General features: G+C 41.5%; 17 protein-coding genes. 4 read left to right on the top strand and 13 right to left on the bottom strand.

The genetic code is table 11. The features are described 5' to 3' along the window. The 12 genes from hflK to cutA all read right to left on the bottom strand — a co-directional run bounded on the left by hflK (position 1) and on the right by cutA (position 12546). Positions 1 to 1173, bottom strand: a complete 1173-nt coding sequence (gene hflK, locus ACT3RM_RS03765; protein WP_441993087.1) for an FtsH protease activity modulator HflK — start codon at positions 1171 to 1173, stop codon at positions 1 to 3. Positions 1174 to 1265: 92 nt separating this feature from the next. Continuing rightward, the gene (hflX, locus tag ACT3RM_RS03760; RefSeq protein WP_441834984.1) at positions 1266 to 2555 is read right to left on the bottom strand and encodes a ribosome rescue GTPase HflX; all 1290 of its coding nucleotides are present in this window, start codon (positions 2553 to 2555) and stop codon (positions 1266 to 1268) included. 16 nt (positions 2556 to 2571) lie between these two features. Beyond that, positions 2572 to 2838 carry an RNA chaperone Hfq gene (gene hfq, locus ACT3RM_RS03755; protein ID WP_441834983.1) on the bottom strand — a complete coding sequence of 89 codons (267 nt, stop codon included), beginning with the start codon at positions 2836 to 2838 and terminating at the stop codon, positions 2572 to 2574. A gap of 79 nt (positions 2839 to 2917) precedes the next feature. After that, positions 2918 to 3835, bottom strand: a complete 918-nt coding sequence (gene miaA, locus ACT3RM_RS03750) for a tRNA (adenosine(37)-N6)-dimethylallyltransferase MiaA (protein ID WP_441994555.1) — start codon at positions 3833 to 3835, stop codon at positions 2918 to 2920. A 2-nt stretch (positions 3836 to 3837) separates the two neighbouring features. Further along, positions 3838 to 5697, bottom strand: coding sequence for a DNA mismatch repair endonuclease MutL (gene mutL / locus ACT3RM_RS03745; RefSeq protein WP_441834981.1), 1860 nt, complete (start codon positions 5695 to 5697; stop codon positions 3838 to 3840). A gap of 31 nt (positions 5698 to 5728) precedes the next feature. Further along, on the bottom strand, positions 5729 to 7072 hold the full coding sequence (locus ACT3RM_RS03740; RefSeq protein WP_441834980.1) for an N-acetylmuramoyl-L-alanine amidase: 1344 nt from the start codon (positions 7070 to 7072) through the stop codon (positions 5729 to 5731). A gap of 25 nt (positions 7073 to 7097) precedes the next feature. Beyond that, positions 7098 to 7562: a tRNA (adenosine(37)-N6)-threonylcarbamoyltransferase complex ATPase subunit type 1 TsaE gene (gene tsaE, locus ACT3RM_RS03735; RefSeq protein ID WP_441993084.1), complete on the bottom strand. Its 465-nt coding sequence runs from the start codon at positions 7560 to 7562 to the stop codon at positions 7098 to 7100. Positions 7563 to 7806: 244 nt separating this feature from the next. Further along, positions 7807 to 9147 carry an acetyl-CoA carboxylase biotin carboxylase subunit gene (gene accC, locus ACT3RM_RS03730; RefSeq protein ID WP_441834978.1) on the bottom strand — a complete coding sequence of 447 codons (1341 nt, stop codon included), beginning with the start codon at positions 9145 to 9147 and terminating at the stop codon, positions 7807 to 7809. A gap of 26 nt (positions 9148 to 9173) precedes the next feature. Beyond that, positions 9174 to 9635, bottom strand: coding sequence for an acetyl-CoA carboxylase biotin carboxyl carrier protein (gene accB, locus ACT3RM_RS03725; RefSeq protein WP_441834977.1), 462 nt, complete (start codon positions 9633 to 9635; stop codon positions 9174 to 9176). A 34-nt stretch (positions 9636 to 9669) separates the two neighbouring features. Then, positions 9670 to 10122, bottom strand: coding sequence for a type II 3-dehydroquinate dehydratase (gene aroQ, locus ACT3RM_RS03720; protein WP_441834976.1), 453 nt, complete (start codon positions 10120 to 10122; stop codon positions 9670 to 9672). A 223-nt stretch (positions 10123 to 10345) separates the two neighbouring features. Next, entirely contained in the window at positions 10346 to 12226 is a 1881-nt protein-coding gene (locus ACT3RM_RS03715) for a protein-disulfide reductase DsbD (RefSeq protein WP_441834975.1), read from the bottom strand. Then, a complete protein-coding gene (gene cutA / locus ACT3RM_RS03710) occupies positions 12226 to 12546 on the bottom strand; it encodes a divalent-cation tolerance protein CutA (RefSeq protein WP_441834974.1) in 321 nt (106 codons plus the stop codon). The genes ACT3RM_RS03715 and cutA overlap by 1 nt, the downstream gene beginning before the upstream one ends. A gap of 158 nt (positions 12547 to 12704) precedes the next feature. On the opposite strand from cutA, the gene ACT3RM_RS03705 reads away from it, so the two are divergent. The 4 genes from ACT3RM_RS03705 (at position 12705) to rnk (ending at position 15887) form a co-directional block, all read left to right on the top strand. Continuing rightward, on the top strand, positions 12705 to 13175 hold the full coding sequence (locus ACT3RM_RS03705; protein WP_441834973.1) for an FxsA family protein: 471 nt from the start codon (positions 12705 to 12707) through the stop codon (positions 13173 to 13175). Between the two features lie 107 nt (positions 13176 to 13282). Next, positions 13283 to 13570, top strand: a complete 288-nt coding sequence (locus tag ACT3RM_RS03700) for a co-chaperone GroES (protein WP_441834972.1) — start codon at positions 13283 to 13285, stop codon at positions 13568 to 13570. A 48-nt stretch (positions 13571 to 13618) separates the two neighbouring features. Continuing rightward, positions 13619 to 15277: a chaperonin GroEL gene (gene groL / locus ACT3RM_RS03695; RefSeq protein WP_441993114.1), complete on the top strand. Its 1659-nt coding sequence runs from the start codon at positions 13619 to 13621 to the stop codon at positions 15275 to 15277. A 196-nt stretch (positions 15278 to 15473) separates the two neighbouring features. After that, positions 15474 to 15887 carry a nucleoside diphosphate kinase regulator gene (gene rnk, locus ACT3RM_RS03690; protein ID WP_441834970.1) on the top strand — a complete coding sequence of 138 codons (414 nt, stop codon included), beginning with the start codon at positions 15474 to 15476 and terminating at the stop codon, positions 15885 to 15887. A 350-nt stretch (positions 15888 to 16237) separates the two neighbouring features. Here rnk and ACT3RM_RS03685 read toward each other — a convergent pair whose 3' ends face one another. Continuing rightward, positions 16238 to 17737: an NAD(P)H-hydrate dehydratase gene (locus tag ACT3RM_RS03685; protein ID WP_441993116.1), complete on the bottom strand. Its 1500-nt coding sequence runs from the start codon at positions 17735 to 17737 to the stop codon at positions 16238 to 16240. Positions 17738 to 18004 lie beyond the last annotated feature (267 nt).

The raw sequence follows: 18004 nt of genomic DNA, 5'->3' as shown, positions 1-18004 counted from the left end.
TTATCTCCCGCTATCGTTAAAGCGATCAGACGAAAAACGGTCTGAACCTGAATTGACAGTGCTGTTGCTTGAGGTATTAGCTTTGTTGCGTAGATCTTTAATATCACTCGAGCTTGGTAGCGCTAGCTTAGGTGCTGAACCATGTTTTTCCATGATTTTATCAAGTGGTAAATACATCATGTTATTACCTCCTTCCACATCAACTAACACTTTAGAACTGCTTCCTAATACTTCTTGCATGGTATCAATATATAAACGCTCACGTGTTACACGTTTAGCTGCTGTATATTCGGGTAATAATTTTTCAAATCGTGCAACTTCACCTTGTGCTTCTAAAATAACACGCTCACCATAACCTTCAGCTTCTTGTGTCATACGTGTTACTTGACCACGAGCACGTGGTTCAATTTCACGCGCATAAGCTTCAGCTTCACGAATAAAACGCTCTTCATCTTCTTGTGCTGCAATCGCATCATCAAAAGCATCTTTAACTTCGGTAGGCGGGCGAGAATCTTTAAAGTTCACATCAGTAACAATTAAACCTAATTTATAAGGTTCAACTATTTTATTTAGCTCATCCCAAGTATTTTGACGTACTTCTTCACGCCCATTAGTCAGTACTTGGTCCATTTTTGAATGACCAACAACATAACGCAGAGCACTGTCTAGTGACTCAGCTAAACTACTATCAGCATTAGTGACACTAAACTTGTAAAGATACGGATCAATAACACGGTATTGCACCTGAAAGTCTACACTCACTACATTTTCATCTTCTGTGAGCATAAAACCTGATGAAGAAAATGAACGCACGGCTTCAACATCAACAGGGATAACTGTTTCAATAAAAGTCATTTTCCAGCGTAAGCCCGGCTGTGAAATACGATCATATTGACCAAACTGTAATACGATACCGCGCTCGGCCTCTTTAACAGTATAAATACCGCTCAATGCCCACACTACTACCGCAATAATTAAAATAAATGAAAGACCGGCTCCACCAAGTCCGCCGCCGCTGTTATTGCCGGATTTCTTACCGCCAAACAAACCGCCAAACTTATTGCTGAATTTACGAAATACCTCGTCTAAATCCGGTGGCCCCTGATCTTTTCCGCCTTTGCTTTTCCACGGATCTTTATCATTGCCATTATTACCCGGTTCATTCCAGGCCATAGCTATACTCCATTGTTATCTAAATGAATTAGGTTAAATCTATCAAATATAGTGACGTTCTCATACTAAAAACGTCATTACAGAAGAGTTTTTTATACCGCTTCGATGAAAGCATCAATCTCATGACCCATTTCTTTTCGTAAGCGATTCCATTCAACCTGTGGTAATCGTATATCGAGCAGCCAACTGCCCTGCTCATCAAACGCTTCGTTATGAACCGCACTTAAATTATATAATGCAGCCCGTAGTTTACCCCATTCAGGCGGTAATTTAAGCTTTTCTGCCAACATTTTCTTGGCAATCAGCTCACTGATCGCTTCAGATAGTAGTTCACATCCAAAACCCGCCTGCGCCGACAACCAAACTCGGATTGGCTGACCTTGCTCATCACGATCAATACGCGGTGTAATACCTTCAAGCATATCAATTTTGTTATGAACCAATAACTGTGGCACTTCATCTGCGTCAATTTCTTTGAGTACTGATTGTACCTGCTCTATATTCTCTTTACTACGAGGATCGGCAGCATCAATAACGTGAAGCTGTAAATCGGCTTCACGAGTTTCAATTAAGGTAGCTTTAAAGGCAGCCACTAAATCATGCGGTAAGTGACGAATAAATCCAACGGTATCAGCTAAAATCACTGACCCTACATCGCCAATATCTAATTTACGTAATGTGGGGTCTAAAGTCGCAAACAGTTGATCGGCGGCATACACGTCAGAGTCCGTAATACGATTAAATAACGTCGACTTACCCGCATTGGTATAGCCGACTAACGAAACCGTTGGGATTTCGCTACGATTACGCGCACGCCTACCTTGCTCTCGCTGCACACCAACTTTGGCTAATCTTGCACGAATATTTTTAATTCGTGCCCGTAGCAAACGCCTATCGGTTTCAAGCTGGGTTTCACCCGGGCCACGTAAACCTATACCACCTTTTTGGCGTTCAAGGTGAGTCCAGCCGCGAATCAAGCGAGTGGACATATGACGCAACTGCGCAAGCTCAACCTGCAACTTACCTTCATGGGTACGTGCACGCTGAGCAAATATATCAAGAATTAAAGCCGTTCTATCGAGCACACGACACTGACAAACGCGCTCTAAATTGCGTTCTTGTGAAGGACTGAGTTGATGATTAAAAATAACGACATCTGCGTTGTGGATTTTGACAATCTCAGCTATTTCTTCTGCTTTTCCGGTACCGACGAATAGTTTCGGATGTGGTGCTTGACGGCTGCCTTGCACAACCGCCAAACTGCTAACACCAGCAGAAGATACCAACAATTCCAATTCGTGCAGATCTTCGCGATCGCCCTCTTTGGGTAAGTCGATATGAACTAAGACTGCCTGTTCGCCGGCTTCATAACGGTCAAACAAGCATTACGCTCCTAATTTAAAAATTTCCAGCTTCAGGCTCTTCTTCCACGTCATCACTTCCTTGAACACCTTGGAAGTTAACCGCGCGAGCTGGTACTACTGTTGAAATGGCGTGCTTATACACCATTTGATTTACGGTGTTTTCAAGTAAAATTACAAACTGGTCAAATGACTGAACTTTACCCTGTAATTTAATGCCGTTTACCAAAAATATTGATACGGGAATACGCTCACGACGTAACGCATTCAAAAATGGGTCTTGTAACGATTGGCCTTTTGCCATGTTATTTTCCTTCGTTCTAGGTGTTATTATAATTTAAGTAGCCGAACTGATTTAACAAAGCTAAAAATTTCAACTACTACTAGCTTAGCGAACTTACTACACGTTGCAAGTTTTCTTCATCACCTGTAGTTAACCAAGTAACCTCAGGCCATCCTCGTAACCACGTCAATTGACGCTTAGCAAGCTGTCGTGTGGCTGCAATACTGCGAAATACCATTTCATCATAATCAATTTCGCCCGCAATGTAATCCCACATTTGCCTATAACCTACACAACGAATAGAAGGTAAGTTCGGATGTAAATCCTTACGTTGATATAAGGACGAAACTTCGTTTTCAAACCCCTGTGTAAGCATTATTTTAAACCTTTGCTCAATACGTTGATGTAATTGGCTTCGATCGTCCGGCGCAATTGCGAATTGATGAAACGTATAGGGTAATCTCGCTGGCTTTTGCTGTTGCAGCTCAGACATGGTTTTACCTGTTAATCTATGCACTTCCAACGCGCGGTTTATTCGCTGAGAATCATTTTTACTCATTTTACTGGCGGCTACAGGGTCAATCTCTACTAGCTGTTTGTATAGGTGTGGCCAACCATGCTGCTGCGCTTGAAGCTCTAGCTCAGCACGCACCACAGGACACCCTTCAGGGAGTGGCGATAACCCGTCTAATAATGATTTAAAATACATCATTGTACCACCAACAAGTACAGGCACTTTACCTTGTTGATGAAATAGATCAATCTTTTCAATTGCATCTCGACGAAAGTCAGCAACTGAATAACTTTGAGCGGGATCAATAATATCAATTAAATGATGCGCAGCTCGCGTTAGTTCATCAGCATTTGGCTTTGCAGTACCAATGTTCATATCTTTATATACTAATGCTGAATCGACGCTGATAATCTCTGTATTTAAATGCTCACACAGTGAAATAGCCAGATCGGTTTTACCCGCAGCCGTGGGTCCCATTATAAAAATGACCGGTAAGTTACTCAAACTCAGTTACCTTGGTTTAATTGCGATAAGTGATTCGTTAAATCTATTTTAACTGCTTTTTCCAATAAACGCTGAATTGTTTGTGGGTTATTTTGTATTCGCGTTTGCTGTTCGCTAAATATTTGGCTAGTAAAATAGCGTGCTGGCACTTGGCTTTGCTGCCAGTTTAGCCAATCTGCTAGACTATTAAGCTCTGTATGACTGGCTTTTACTAACGCATCGACTGCTTGGCTTACATCAAGGAGATATAAACTATAAGGCAGTTTTTTTACCATCACAAATTGCTTATCAATTACCAGCTCAAACCCAAGCAGAGTAAACCAAGACTGTTGCTGCGTTAAATGCTGACAGTCTTCCTTAGATAAATTAACACGCACCGGCAGCAGTAAAGCTTTACCTTCAAGGTGGCCTTCACTTTGTGTTTGCGCTAACCAATCTTCAGCTAGTAAATACTTCATATGCGAGCAATACCATTGCTGCTCAGCGATAAACACACAACTGCCATCGTCATTAATTAATAAGTTCTGTGCAACTCGGTTTGTTTGTTCTGAAAAATCAGCTGCGGGAATAGGCTTAACATTAGCAGCATCAAAGTGTGCAGCATGGTGCTCACTCACACCTTGATAAAAAGCATTAACATCGTGATGTGAAGCCGTTGCAGGTGATCGCTGATGAGTATAACCACCACTACCTTGCTCGCCACCTTTTTGAGCGCTGTAACTTACACCGCCTGAAGTATAATTCCCCTCAGAGCTTTGTAGTGATGATTGAGGGTAATCAAATGCATCATGAGAAATGGGTTTATTTTGCGACTCATAAGACTGATTGTTCATATCAGCTTGTTCGTGAGGCTGCGATGAAAATACATCTCCTTGCAATGGCAGTACGACTTGCTTAATTGCTTGTAAAATAAAGTCATGCACTAAACGCCCTTGATGAAAACGCACTTCGTGTTTAGCCGGATGTACATTTACATCCACTTGGCGTGGGTCAATATCGATATAGATTACAAACCCCGGTAATTCTTCAGGCCCTGCCACTTCTTCAAAGGCTTGACGAATAGCATGTAAAATCAGCTTATCGCGCATCATCCGATTATTTACATAAGTATATTGTGTCGTATTGGCAGAACCAACCGGTAACACCCAGCCGCGAAGCATTAGCCCTGCTTCACCTGATTCTATATACGCGCCTTGCTCAGCAAACGCTTTACCCGCAACTTGAGCCACTCGCGTAATAGCTTGATTAGGATCTGTTTTGGCGCGGTACTGACGCAGCACTTTATCGTTATGAGTCAAAGTAAGAGAGACATCAAAACGACTCAGAGCAATGCGCTTTAATAGCTCATCAATATGATTAAACTCGGTTTTTTCTGTGCGTAGAAACTTGCGCCGTGCTGGAGTGTTAAAAAATAAATCTTTAACTTCAATTGTCGTGCCATCAGGGTGAGCGGTCGGTTTAACTTGTACCGCCATATCGCGGCCTTCAGCAAATGCTTGCCATGCCGCTTCTTGCTCTTTTGGCTTAGAGCTTAAAGTAAGCCGTGACACAGAGCTAATTGAGGCAAGTGCTTCGCCGCGAAACCCTAAAGAGCAAATGCTTTCTAAATCATCAAGAGATTTTAATTTACTGGTAGCATGGCGAGATAGCGCCAGTGTTAGCTCATCTTTACCAATGCCACTACCATTGTCGCGAATACGAATAAGTTTGTGCCCGCCGCGTTCAATATCAACTTGAATACGAGTAGCACCGGCATCAAGGCTGTTTTCGACTAACTCTTTAACGACTGATGCAGGCCGTTCAACTACTTCACCTGCGGCAATTTGGTTAGCTAGTCGCGCGGGTAATATCTCAATGCTCATACTTTTCCTAACAGGCTCTAAAGCGCAAAGTTTAGCTTTGTGGAATATCGAGCTCTTGGCCGATAAATAAGGTATTTGACCTTAATTTATTGATTTTTTTAAGCTGATTAACAGACACCCCATAGCGACTCGCCAATAAGCTAAGTGACTCACCTGGACGCACTTTGTGCTTTGTAGGGTACTTTGACTTTAATTTAGCAAATAATGAATCATCTGGTGGGTTCTGTAAATAGTAGCTTTTAATCGAGGTAAACATAGCTTTTGCTAAGCTTTCTTGGTAATTCGCTGTTTTTAGTAAGCGCTCTTCACGAGGATTTGAGATGAACCCCGTTTCAACCAAGATTGATGGAATGTCAGGTGATTTTAACACTGCAAAGCTCGCCGCTTGTGGTACTTTTTTATGTAGTCTAACCACTTTTTTAAGCTCACTTACCATTTTATCAGCAACATTAAAGCCGGTTTTCATGGAGTGATCCATCGACATATCTAACAACGCTTGAGCCAAATACTTCTCATTAGCGGTATCTTTAATAACACCTGCGGCCCCGCCTAGTAGTTCAGAGTGTTTTTCTTTATCTTCTAGCCATTTACCTATTTCTGAATTAGCACGACGCAACGATAACACCCAAACTGACGCCCCATTAGGTTCAGGACTTGTAAACGCATCAGCATGAATTGATACAAAAAAATCTGCTTTTTTCTCTCTCGCACGACTTGTTCGCGCATTCAGGTTAACAAAGTAATCAGTACGTCTGATCATTCTTGAAATCATACCACGCTCTGCATCGATCATCCGCTCAAGACGTTTTGCAATTTGTAGAGTAATGGTTTTTTCATAGGTGCCCGAGGGACCAATTGAACCTGGATCTTCACCGCCGTGGCCCGCATCTATAGCAATTACAATATCGCGCTCTTGGCTTATTTCACGCTTTTGTATATGTGCCTGGCTGGGTTCAACGGGGTCTTTAGGTATGCTCTTATCATATAAATCAACCACTAAACGATGTTTATAAGGCCCCGCTGGTGCAAGTGCAAAAACGACCGGTTTGGTTGCGCCTAATAGCTCAAATACAAAGCGAACACTGTTGCTACTCTTAGGTTTTGAATAACGTATTTTACTTAATATTTGGTGTTTACTAGGAATACTAGGTAAGTTATCAATTTTATTAGTTTTTGTTATATCAATAACCAATCGAGCTGGTTTTTTTAACATAAAATAACTAAAATCTGGCTTTTCAGTCAGGTCAAATACCACCCGTGTGCTGTCTGGAGACGGCCATATGCGTACACTATTGATATTATTCTGCGCTACTGCACACTGGCTTAGTACCAATAACAATATAAAAGACAAAAGTTTGTACTTACTTCGAGCCATATTCACCATCTCTGCCTTTATTATTTTAACTGTATAATCTTTTAACAATCATCGTACCGCGTTCACTTAGGCTATTAATAAGCACTTCACGGGAATCACCTACATACGTCAAAGTGATATCTAAATCTGGTGTAGGAATAAACTCGCCACCTTTTTCTGGCCACTCGACCACACAAACTGCTTGATTAGAAAAGTAATCGCGAATGCCCATATATTCAAGTTCTTCTGGGTCACCTAATCGATATAAATCAAAATGGTACACATTTGCTCGTGCCAATTCATAAGGCTCAACTAATGTATAAGTTGGACTCTTAACCTTCCCTTTATGCCCAAACCCTTGCACTATTCCTCGGGTTAACGTTGTTTTACCGGCACCTAAGTCACCATGTAAATAAATTACCGCACCACTGTCGATTAGTTCAGCAAGTTGACACCCCATTGCCACGGTTTCAGCTTCATCAGCTAGTTGAAAAGTAACGCTATGCGTCATTTCTACCTCAATAAAACAATTAGTTCATACTACATGTGCTCTGTTTTGCCTAAAACCCAAACACACTACAGCAAAAGTAACCTCTAAAGGTCAACAGCCTCTAATCATACCAGATTATTTTCACATGGCGATAGCAGGTATTTCAAAGACAAAAATGCCGGCTCAGTAGCCGGCATTTGAAGCGATTCTAGGTCCTTTGGTTAAGCAAACTTCAACCCTGAAAGGTCAACCTGCTCTACAACCTTTATAAACCTAGCTTTTTCTCTAGGTAATGAATGTTGGTGCCACCGCTCTGGAAGTTCTCGTCAGCTAAAATTCGTTTATGTAACGGGGTATTTGTTTTAATACCGTCGATCACTAACTCATTTAAAGCGTTACGCGCTCGAGCAATAGCCACATCACGGTTTTCACCGTAAGTAATTAACTTGCCAATCATTGAGTCGTAATGCGGTGGAACACTGTAGTCAGCATAAATATGGCTGTCCCAACGAATACCTAAACCACCGGCTGGATGAAAACGAGTTATTTTACCCGGTGAAGGGATAAACGTTTCAGGATCTTCCGCATTGATACGACATTCAATGGCATGACCACGAATAACGACATCGTCTTGGGTAAATGATAACGGCTGACCCGCAGCAATTTTTAACTGCTCTTTGATTAAATCAACGCCACTTACCATTTCTGTTACTGGGTGCTCAACCTGAATACGCGTGTTCATTTCAATGAAGTAGAACTCACCGTTTTCGTACAAGAACTCAAAAGTACCCGCACCGCGATAACCAATTTCGATACATGCACGCGTACAACGTTCACCAATAAACTTACGCACTTCTGCGGTAATACCTGGTGCAGGCGCTTCTTCAACCACTTTTTGATGGCGGCGTTGCATAGAACAATCGCGCTCACCTAAATGAACAGCATTACCTTGACCATCAGCTAATACTTGAACTTCAATATGACGCGGGTTTTCAAGGAACTTTTCCATGTAAACCACGCTATTACCGAAGAACTGTTTAGCTTCTTGCTGAGTAAGTGCAATTGAGTCAATAAGGTCTGCTTCGCTACGTACCACACGCATACCACGACCACCACCGCCACCGGCAGCTTTGATGATAACCGGATAACCGATGCGCTTAGCAATTTGCATATTGCGCTCTTTGTCATCTGATACAGGGCCATCAGAGCCTGGTACGCATGGAACACCCGCTTTACGCATCGCATTAATTGCCGATACTTTATCGCCCATTAAACGAATAGTGTCGCCGGTAGGGCCGATAAATACAAAGCCACTTTGCTCAACTTGGTCAGCAAAGTCAGCATTTTCTGCAAGAAAACCATAACCGGGGTGAATCGCTACTGCATCAGTAACTTCAGCTGCTGCAATGATACGTGGAATATCCAAATAACTTTCTGTTGCCGCTGGTTTACCAATACAAATCGTTTCATCTGCAAGTAATACGTGTTTAAGATCGCGATCTGCCGTTGAATGTACAGCAACCGTTTTGATCCCAAGCTCTTTGCAGGCGCGCAATATACGAAGTGCAATTTCACCTCGGTTTGCAATGACTACTTTATCTAACATGAGAGTTGGCCTCTTAGGTTGCACTATTATTCAATGATGAATAAAGGTTGATCAAATTCTACTGGTTCGCCATTTTCAACTAAGATTGCTTTTACAGTACCGGCTTTGTCTGACTCAATTTGGTTCATCATTTTCATCGCCTCGATAATACAAAGCGTGTCGCCCACTTTAACTTGTGAACCGACTTCAACATATGAAGGCGCTTCTGGAGAGGCAGCTGCATAAAAAGAACCTACCATTGGTGATTTAACTTGATGCCCTGCTGGTGCTGCAGGCTCTGCAGATTCAACAGTCGCTGGAGCCGCGGCTGGTGCTGCAGGAGATGGTGTTGGTGCGTACTGCGGTGCATATTGTGGAGCATAAGCAGGACCTGCACTCATGTTATTACGGTTAATACGTACTGATTCTTCACCTTCTGTGATCTCTAGCTCAGCAATACCTGACTCTTCTACTAGTTCGATAAGTTTTTTGATCTTGCGAATATCCATGAACGGCCCGCCTGTTTATTTGTTAGTTTAAAAATTAATTCGAGTATTGCAACCGCTTAACCGCAGCGTCGAACGCTGCGCGATAACCCATTGCGCCTAATCCACATATCACGCCTTGTGCGACATCCGAAAAATACGAATGATGACGAAACGCTTCCCGCGCATGCACATTGGTTAAATGCACTTCATAAAACGGGATATCAACACTCAGTAAGGCATCACGTAAAGCCACGCTGGTATGCGTAAATGCCGCTGGGTTGATAATAATGTAATCAATAGCCTGCCATGCGCTATGAATGCGCTCAATTAAGGCCTGCTCACTATTACTTTGATAATGCGTTAGCTCAATATCTAGATCATCAGCATGCGCTGTTAGTTCAGCCATAATTTCGCTTAGAGTTTGTTTGCCATATTTTTCAGGCTCACGCTTGCCAAGCATATTTAAGTTTGGACCATTTATAACTAAAAGTTTAAATCTTGCTGCCATAATCCGCGATATATCCTATAAGTAATGAGTTAAGCCATTTTGACTAGAATCACTCTTTAAAGTTGAAGAGGAAATCTAAAATAGCAACTATTTCTCACGTTAACCACCTATTATAGCCAGTTCGATGTAAATAACAGCAAAATACTGGTCTAATCACTATAGTAGGAACAATAAACAAAAACGCCACTGAAGTCAGTGGCGTTTCAAAAAAAAGCGCAAAGTCTTATTTAGCGCTGTCTCGCACCGAGGCTAAATGGTTAGCAAAGTCTTGTGCATTTAAAAAGCCGGTTACTCTTTGAGCAGATAATTCTTTACCTTGAGTGTCAAAAAACAAGATACTCGGTAAACCAAACACCGTATATTCTTCCATTAGCTCAATGGTTTTATCATCGCTCTCGGTTAAATCTACTTGAATAAGTTCAAAGTGACTAAATTCACTTTGTACTTTGGCATCTGGAAATGTGTAATGTTCAAACTCTTTACACGCCACACACCAGTCAGCGTATAAATCAACCATAACTAAACGGTCATTAGCGCTTGCATCACTAATAGCTTGTTTAAGTTCTGCTAAGTTAGCAACCTGTTTAAAGGTTTGCTCACTAGTAGATTGTTCATTTGTAACAACCGAACTTGGCCAATAGTAGTTTTTAGTTAAGCTTACACCCGTTATTACGAGTAAAGTAGCTGCAAACCATAACCCTGTTTTTAGCTTACTTTGGCTTTGTGCACTTTGCCAGTGATGTAAATACAACGCGGTTGCCAATGCTAATAACCCAGCCATTAACCAAATAAGCTCAATATCAACGATCCGTTCAAGCAGTATTAATGGCACCACTAACATAATAAAGCCAAATAGCGTTTTTACTTGCTCCATCCAACCGCCAGCTTTAGGCAGTAGCTTGCCGCCCGATGTGCCTAATAGCAATAATGGTAAGCCCATCCCTAAGCTAAGTACGTATAACGTTAACCCACCGACCAAGTAATCACCACTTTGCGCCACATATAATAAAGCAGCTGATAGCGGTGCAGTTGTACAAGGCGAAGCAATTAAGCCTGACAATACCCCCATCATAAACACGCCAAAATAATTGCCGCCTTTTTGGTTATTGCTGACTTGAGTCAGCTTGCTCATCATGCCGCTAGGTAGCTTTATTTCATACCAACCAAACATCGACATAGCTAACAATACAAATAAAATACTAAAGCTTATCAATACATATGGATGCTGTAAGTAACCCTGCACTTGACCGCCTAAAGATGCGACAACCAAGCCCAGTAACGCATAAGTAACTGCCATACCTTGAATATAAACAAACGACAGCGCGAATGCTTTTTTAGTTGATAGGTTCTTCTGACCAGCAATCAAACTTGATAAAATAGGGAACATTGGGAAAACGCAAGGCGTAAAAGCAAGACCAATCCCTATTAAAAAGAAGATAACTAAATTAGTTAATAATCCTTGAGAAGCCAATTTATCGGTGTATGACTGATCAACACTGCTAGAGTTCGTTGTTTTTGAATCGCTTTTAGTACCTTCACCATTAGTATCATCCGCAGATAAAGCAGCCACAGCATTGCTTGCTGAGGCGTTACCTGTTGTATTAGCTGTATTACTATCGGTGTAATTAGCAGGGCTATTTGAATTAGTCGCAGCAGTACCTTCTGCCACAACAGACAAAGGAATCGTAATTACTTCTGGCGGATAACAAAGTCCCGCTTCGGCGCAGCCTTGGTAGCGCACTTTAACTACTGCGCCTTCTGTTACATTATTAAGCTGGCTTACAATGCTTAATGAATCAAAGAATACTTCGGTTTTGCCAAAGAATTCATCTTCAATAATTTCGCCTTTACCAAGATCTGGTACCGTGACTTCTGCACTTTTGGCAATGATTTCTATTTTTTTCTTATATAGGTAGTAACCGGGAGTTATGTCCCAATCGATCAATAACTTATTGCCTTGCTGATCAAAATCAAAAACAAACGCTTGGTCAACCTGTAAAAAAGTTTCTTGTTTGGGTTCTAATAAGTCACTAAACACGTTGTTATTAACTGCACTTGCACTTTGCATCCACAACGCGCAAATTAATAAAAAAACATACCGCATTAATTAAGTACCTCATCCATCCAATTAAAATAGGCTAAATTGCCCGTTGCCACATCAACCACCTGAATTTCCGGAACCTCATAACTATGTAACGTTTTAATAGTTTGGATCACATCGTTCATTTTTTCAGATTTGGTTTTGATCAGTAACTTACTCTCTGTGGTGCAGGTTATTTCACCTTCCCACATATAGACAGATTGAGTACTCGGCAAAATACTCACACAAGCCGCTAATTTACGTTTAATAAGTTGCTCAGCTAAATAGCGTGCTTCGTGTTCATCTTTGCAGGTCGTAAAAATAAGTCGAAAATGCGTTGTCATAATGAACCTTTACTTGTTTGCTGGAGTCAAGATACATAGTAACTGATAGCATCAGCAAAGTGTACTGATACAAAAACTGCACCACCTTGAAATAAGACCAGCTAACCCCCATTATTATTTCACGACTCCAGTGGAGCCATTACTTTTTAGAGAGCCTTATGTTTAGATTTTTATTTTTGTTATTCATCCTAGTGCCAATTGTTGAAATAGCACTACTAATTCAAGTTGCTGAGGTTATTGGTGGTTTTGCAACCATCGCTTTAGTGATCATTACAGCGATTGCTGGCACTAGATTAGTGCGAAAACAAGGTATGGGCGCCTTACATAATGTACAAACCCAAATGGCACAAGGGCAAATGCCAGCCCAAGAACTATTCACGGGCTTATGCGTGATCATCGCAGGGGTGCTATTAATGACTCCAGGCATTATGACCGATGTATTTGGTTTTTTACTATTAACGCCAGCCATTCGTAACAAACTTGCAGCAGGGCTTGCTAGCCAAGCAACTGTAAAAATGAATGCGCAGATGCACAATACCGGCGACACATATGAGCAACCAAAGCAGTCACAACAACACCATGTTGAACAACCAAATACGATTGATGGCGAATACGAACGAAAAGATTAAATTTATTTAACTTTTTGACTTGGATTTTTGCCACCGACCCCCATTATTGAATGCAACCAAAGAAGCTTATTTCTGCAAAAGCAGAAACTGTTAGGAGAACTAAATAAATGAACATTCGCCCTTTACATGATCGTGTGATCGTTGAGCGCCTAGAAGAAGAAACTAAATCTGCTGGCGGTATTGTATTAACTGGCTCTGCGGCTGAAAAGTCAACCCGCGGTAAAGTTGTTGCTGTTGGTAATGGCCGTATCTTAGAAAACGGTGAAGTAAGAGCATTAGAAGTAAAAGTCGATGACACTGTGTTATTCGGCTCTTATGTTGAAAAAGCAGAAAAGATCGAAGGTCAAGAGTACCTGATCATGCGTGAAGACAACATTTTAGGCATTGTAGGCTAAACCTACTTTTCGTTTATCAAACATTTTAGAATTTAAAGGAAACTAATCATGGCAGCAAAAGAAGTACTTTTTGCAAGTGACGCTCGTAGCAAAATGCTATCAGGCGTAAATATCTTAGCAAACGCAGTTCGTGTAACACTTGGCCCTAAAGGTCGTAACGTAATATTAGACAAATCATTTGGCGCGCCAGTTATCACTAAAGATGGTGTATCAGTAGCTAAAGAAATCGAGCTTGAAGACAAGTTTGAAAACATGGGCGCACAAATGGTTAAAGAGGTTGCCTCTAAAGCAAATGATGCAGCAGGTGACGGTACAACTACCGCGACTGTTTTAGCACAGTCTATCGTAAACGAAGGCTTAAAAGCGGTTGCTGCAGGTATGAACCCAATGGATCTTAAACGTGGTATCGATAAAGCAGTTATCGCCGCAGTTGAAGAACTTAAAACGTTATCAGTTACATGTGCTGATAACAAAGCGATTGCTCAAGTGGGAACTATTTCAGCTAACTCTGATAAAGAAATTGGCGACATCATCGCAGAAGCAATGGAAAAAGTAGGCCGTAATTCAGGTGTTATCACAGTTGAGGAAGGTCAATCTCTACAAAACGAATTAGACGTTGTAGAAGGTATGCAGTTCGACCGTGGTTACTTATCACCGTATTTCATCAACAACGCCGAAAAGGGTGTCGTTGAACTAGATAACCCATTCATTTTACTAATAGACAAAAAAGTATCTAACATTCGTGAGTTACTTCCTACGTTAGAAGCTGTCGCAAAAGCAAGTAAGCCACTACTTATTATTGCTGAAGACCTTGAAGGCGAAGCATTAGCTACATTAGTAGTAAATAACATGCGCGGTATCGTTAAAGTATCAGCTGTTAAGGCTCCAGGCTTTGGTGATCGCCGTAAAGCAATGCTACAAGATATCGCAGTATTAACCGGTGCTACAGTTATCTCTGAAGAAATTGGTCTTGAGCTTGAAAAAGCCACAATCGAAGACTTAGGTACAGCAAAACGCGTTGTTATTACTAAAGATGACACCACAATTATCGATGGTGTTGGTGAAGAAGACGGCATTACTGGTCGCGTTTCACAAATTAAAGCACAAATCGAAGAAGCAACGTCAGACTACGATAAAGAAAAACTACAAGAGCGTATGGCAAAGCTTGCCGGCGGTGTTGCAGTAATCAAAGTAGGTGCCGCGACTGAAATCGAAATGAAAGAGAAAAAAGACCGTGTTGAAGATGCTCTACACGCAACTCGCGCCGCAGTTGAAGAAGGCGTAGTACCCGGTGGTGGTGTTGCACTAGTGCGTGCTGCAAGCAAGCTTGCAACATTAACGGGCGACAACGAAGATCAAAGCCATGGTATTAAAGTGGCTCTTCGCGCGATGGAATCACCATTTCGTCAAATCGTAACTAACGCTGGCGACGAAGCATCTGTTGTTATTAGTAAAGTTAAAGAAGGCAGCGGTAACTACGGTTACAACGCAGCCACTGGCGAATACAACGATATGATTGAAATGGGTATCTTAGATCCAACAAAAGTAACGCGCTCTGCACTGCAGTTTGCAGGCTCTATTGCGGGTCTTATGATTACCACTGAAGCCATGGTCGCTGAACTTCCTAAAGATGATGAAGCTGGCGCCCCTGATATGGGTGGTATGGGCGGAATGGGCGGAATGGGTGGAATGGGCGGCATGATGTAATCATCCTCCTAAACATTTAGCTCAAATAAAAACCCAGCTTAGGCTGGGTTTTTAGCTATAGGGCTAAAGAAATAAACATGTGCTAATTAAAGCTAGGTAATCAAGTTACTTTAATATGTATTTCAATACCATTAAACAGGTATCAAACTATACTTAGAGTAAGTATTACCTAAACAATATTATTAAGGATATTGAATTGAATAAAAAGCCTGAATTAATCATCTCAACACTCGATGCTGATAGAGTGTATGAATTAATGGAATCATTACCCACAGGTAGCTTCGCTGGCGAAAAAGCACTTGAGGCCGAACTTGGTCGCGCAACGATAGTCGAGCCAAAAGACATCCCCCCGACTGTGGTGACTATGAACTCAGCCGTCAACTTTATTGTTGAATCAACACAGGAGGAATTCACTTTAACGCTAGTGTATCCCAAAAATGTTGATGATAGTGGCGATAAAATATCAATTTTAGCCCCGGTAGGTAGTGCATTACTTGGCTTATCTCAAGGTGATGAAATTGAGTGGCCAAAACCAAACGGCGGTATGATAAAAGTAAAAATAAAAGAAATAATCTACCAACCAGAAAGAACTGGTGAGCTACATCGATAGTATTTAGTAGTATTGAAAACCCAGACTAAGCTGGGTTTTGACTTAATTGAAGATACTAATAAAGTTAATGGCAAGCGCTTGGTTTTATTATCGCCCTCAAACTATAATCGCAAAACTTATTACTCGCAAAAGCAAATACTCCTGAGCAATTAGAGTCCTTAGGGAAGTAAACTGGTGGCAGAGTATTTTTATTTCTACACACGAATAACTTTGGCGTGACTATGAAACAATGCGCAAAAATGACGTTACCTTCAATAAGCAACCTCTTGAAGAAAAGCACGGTTCCGTCGGATCTGTATGGCAATAAATTGGATTTATTGCAACTACGCGCAGGTTAACTATGATAAAGACTAACTATTTTTGTTTATTAGCTCTCTTACGATCGTGAATAGATCGCTAGGTAACATGCCCCGCTCACCATCTCGCTCTGCGGCAATATCACCCGCTTTTGCATGGAGCACCACACCGAAACCTGCGGCATCAGCCAAGCTTAAACCTTGTGCCAGTAATGCGCCAATTATACCCGTTAATACATCTCCACTACCACCAACAGCAAGTGCGGGGTTACCATTTTCACACACCCACGCTTTCTGAGTATTATCAATTATCGTCCCCGCGCCTTTTAATACACAGGTAGCAGTATAGCTTTTTGCACACTCGTGGGCGTAATAATAGCGGTTTGCCTCAATAGCCATAGCATCACGGCTCATAAGCCGCGCAGCTTCGCCTGAATGTGGAGTAATAATGCAATTATTAAGACGATAAACAGAGGCATTTTTTGCTAGTAAATTAAGCCCGTCAGCATCAATCACTAGTGGCTTTTTATGTGCTAAACAATAGTTGATTACTTTAATAAAGGTTTGTTCAGCCCACTTATCTTGACCAAGTCCAGGCCCTATAACGACACTGCTTGCCCATTCAAGTGCTGAGCTTAAGTTTTCACTACTGACCATAATTTCAGGTCGTCCCATACTAATGGGAACAATAGAGCCGCTATGGGTGTAAACTCTAACCATACCGGCCCCCGTCCTGAGAGCGGCTTCGCTAGTTAGCCTAATGGCGCCAGCAGTACCCTGATTGCCACCAACACAAAGTAGTTTTCCATGTGTCCCTTTATGACTATTAATCTTGCGAGCTTTTAAGTTACCGAAGCTATGAAGATTAATTAGCTCAGCAGCCGGACTCACCAATGCTATGAAAGCCTTAGAAATACCGAGATCATCAAGTAGCAATTGTCCACTATAGTGCTTACCAATACCCGTAACTAAACCTTGTTTGATACCAACAAATGTAATAGTTTTTGTAGCTTGTATAGCGTCACCCAGAGGTTCACCAGTATCCGCATCGACACCTGAAGGTATATCAATACTTAATACAGGTTTAGTGCAGTGATTCACTTTATGAATAATAGCGCCATAATTATCGCGCACAGAGCCATTTAAGCCAGTTCCAAGTAAAGCATCTACAATGACATCTGCTTGGATAATATATTCTTCGCTGAATTCTATAACCTCACCACCTGCATCAATCCACAATCTCTGCGCTTTTGCAGCGTCACCCTTGAGCTCTTTACTAGGTTCGACGGCACAAACATTAACTTTGAAACCGGCCTCTTTGATCAACCTTGCGGTAATATAGCCATCCCCCGCATTATTACCATTGCCTACTAGTACTAAAGTGTTTTCTGCATCAAAATTTTGCCAGTGTCTGTAAATCGATTGCCCCGCACGCTCCATTAAGATAAATAAGTCACATCCATTTTCTTTTGCCGCATCGGCTTCATAAGTACGTACTTGATCAGCAGTGAAAAGTAACTGTTCAATTTTTAAAGGCTTTTCTTTTTCAGACATAATCTAGCTTAATAAAATAGAAAGTAGCTCTAGCATCAAGGATTAAATAGTTATTTTCAAGAGGGTTAAATTACTTTATATACATTCGGTGTTAAAGCACCTCCACAAAAATATATAATGCAGCTTAGGAGCACTCTTTAGCCGCGGATAGAATGTCTGCAAGGCTTGTGAACAAATAATAATGGACATTCCATGAGGCTCGCCCAGAGCTGCTGTGTTTCACTACTGAGTTCGGTACGGGGTCTTGGCTTGGTGTTTTTACTTTAT

The sequence above is a fragment of the Pseudoalteromonas sp. AOP7-A1-14 genome, assembly GCF_052376275.1.
In the GTDB taxonomy this organism is placed as follows: domain Bacteria; phylum Pseudomonadota; class Gammaproteobacteria; order Enterobacterales; family Alteromonadaceae; genus Pseudoalteromonas.
The sequence above is the reverse complement of the archived record's forward strand: the minus strand, read 5'-3'. Positions and strand labels throughout refer to the sequence as shown.

Bases quoted from the DNA above. Each gene is read 5' to 3' on its own strand.
- ACT3RM_RS03740 (WP_441834980.1), bottom strand. From the start codon at position 7,072: ATGGCTCGAAGTAAGTACAAACTTTTGTCTTTTATATTGTTATTGGTA.
- ACT3RM_RS03685 (WP_441993116.1), bottom strand. From the start codon at position 17,737: ATGTCTGAAAAAGAAAAGCCTTTAAAAATTGAACAGTTACTTTTCACT.
- hfq (WP_441834983.1), bottom strand. From the start codon at position 2,838: ATGGCAAAAGGCCAATCGTTACAAGACCCATTTTTGAATGCGTTACGT.
- ACT3RM_RS03700 (WP_441834972.1), top strand. From the start codon at position 13,283: ATGAACATTCGCCCTTTACATGATCGTGTGATCGTTGAGCGCCTAGAA.
- accC (WP_441834978.1), bottom strand. From the start codon at position 9,147: ATGTTAGATAAAGTAGTCATTGCAAACCGAGGTGAAATTGCACTTCGT.
- cutA (WP_441834974.1), bottom strand. From the start codon at position 12,546: ATGACAACGCATTTTCGACTTATTTTTACGACCTGCAAAGATGAACAC.
- aroQ (WP_441834976.1), bottom strand. From the start codon at position 10,122: ATGGCAGCAAGATTTAAACTTTTAGTTATAAATGGTCCAAACTTAAAT.
- mutL (WP_441834981.1), bottom strand. From the start codon at position 5,697: ATGAGCATTGAGATATTACCCGCGCGACTAGCTAACCAAATTGCCGCA.
- groL (WP_441993114.1), top strand. From the start codon at position 13,619: ATGGCAGCAAAAGAAGTACTTTTTGCAAGTGACGCTCGTAGCAAAATG.
- hflK (WP_441993087.1), bottom strand. From the start codon at position 1,173: ATGGCCTGGAATGAACCGGGTAATAATGGCAATGATAAAGATCCGTGG.
- accB (WP_441834977.1), bottom strand. From the start codon at position 9,635: ATGGATATTCGCAAGATCAAAAAACTTATCGAACTAGTAGAAGAGTCA.
- tsaE (WP_441993084.1), bottom strand. From the start codon at position 7,562: ATGACGCATAGCGTTACTTTTCAACTAGCTGATGAAGCTGAAACCGTG.
- ACT3RM_RS03705 (WP_441834973.1), top strand. From the start codon at position 12,705: ATGTTTAGATTTTTATTTTTGTTATTCATCCTAGTGCCAATTGTTGAA.
- ACT3RM_RS03715 (WP_441834975.1), bottom strand. From the start codon at position 12,226: ATGCGGTATGTTTTTTTATTAATTTGCGCGTTGTGGATGCAAAGTGCA.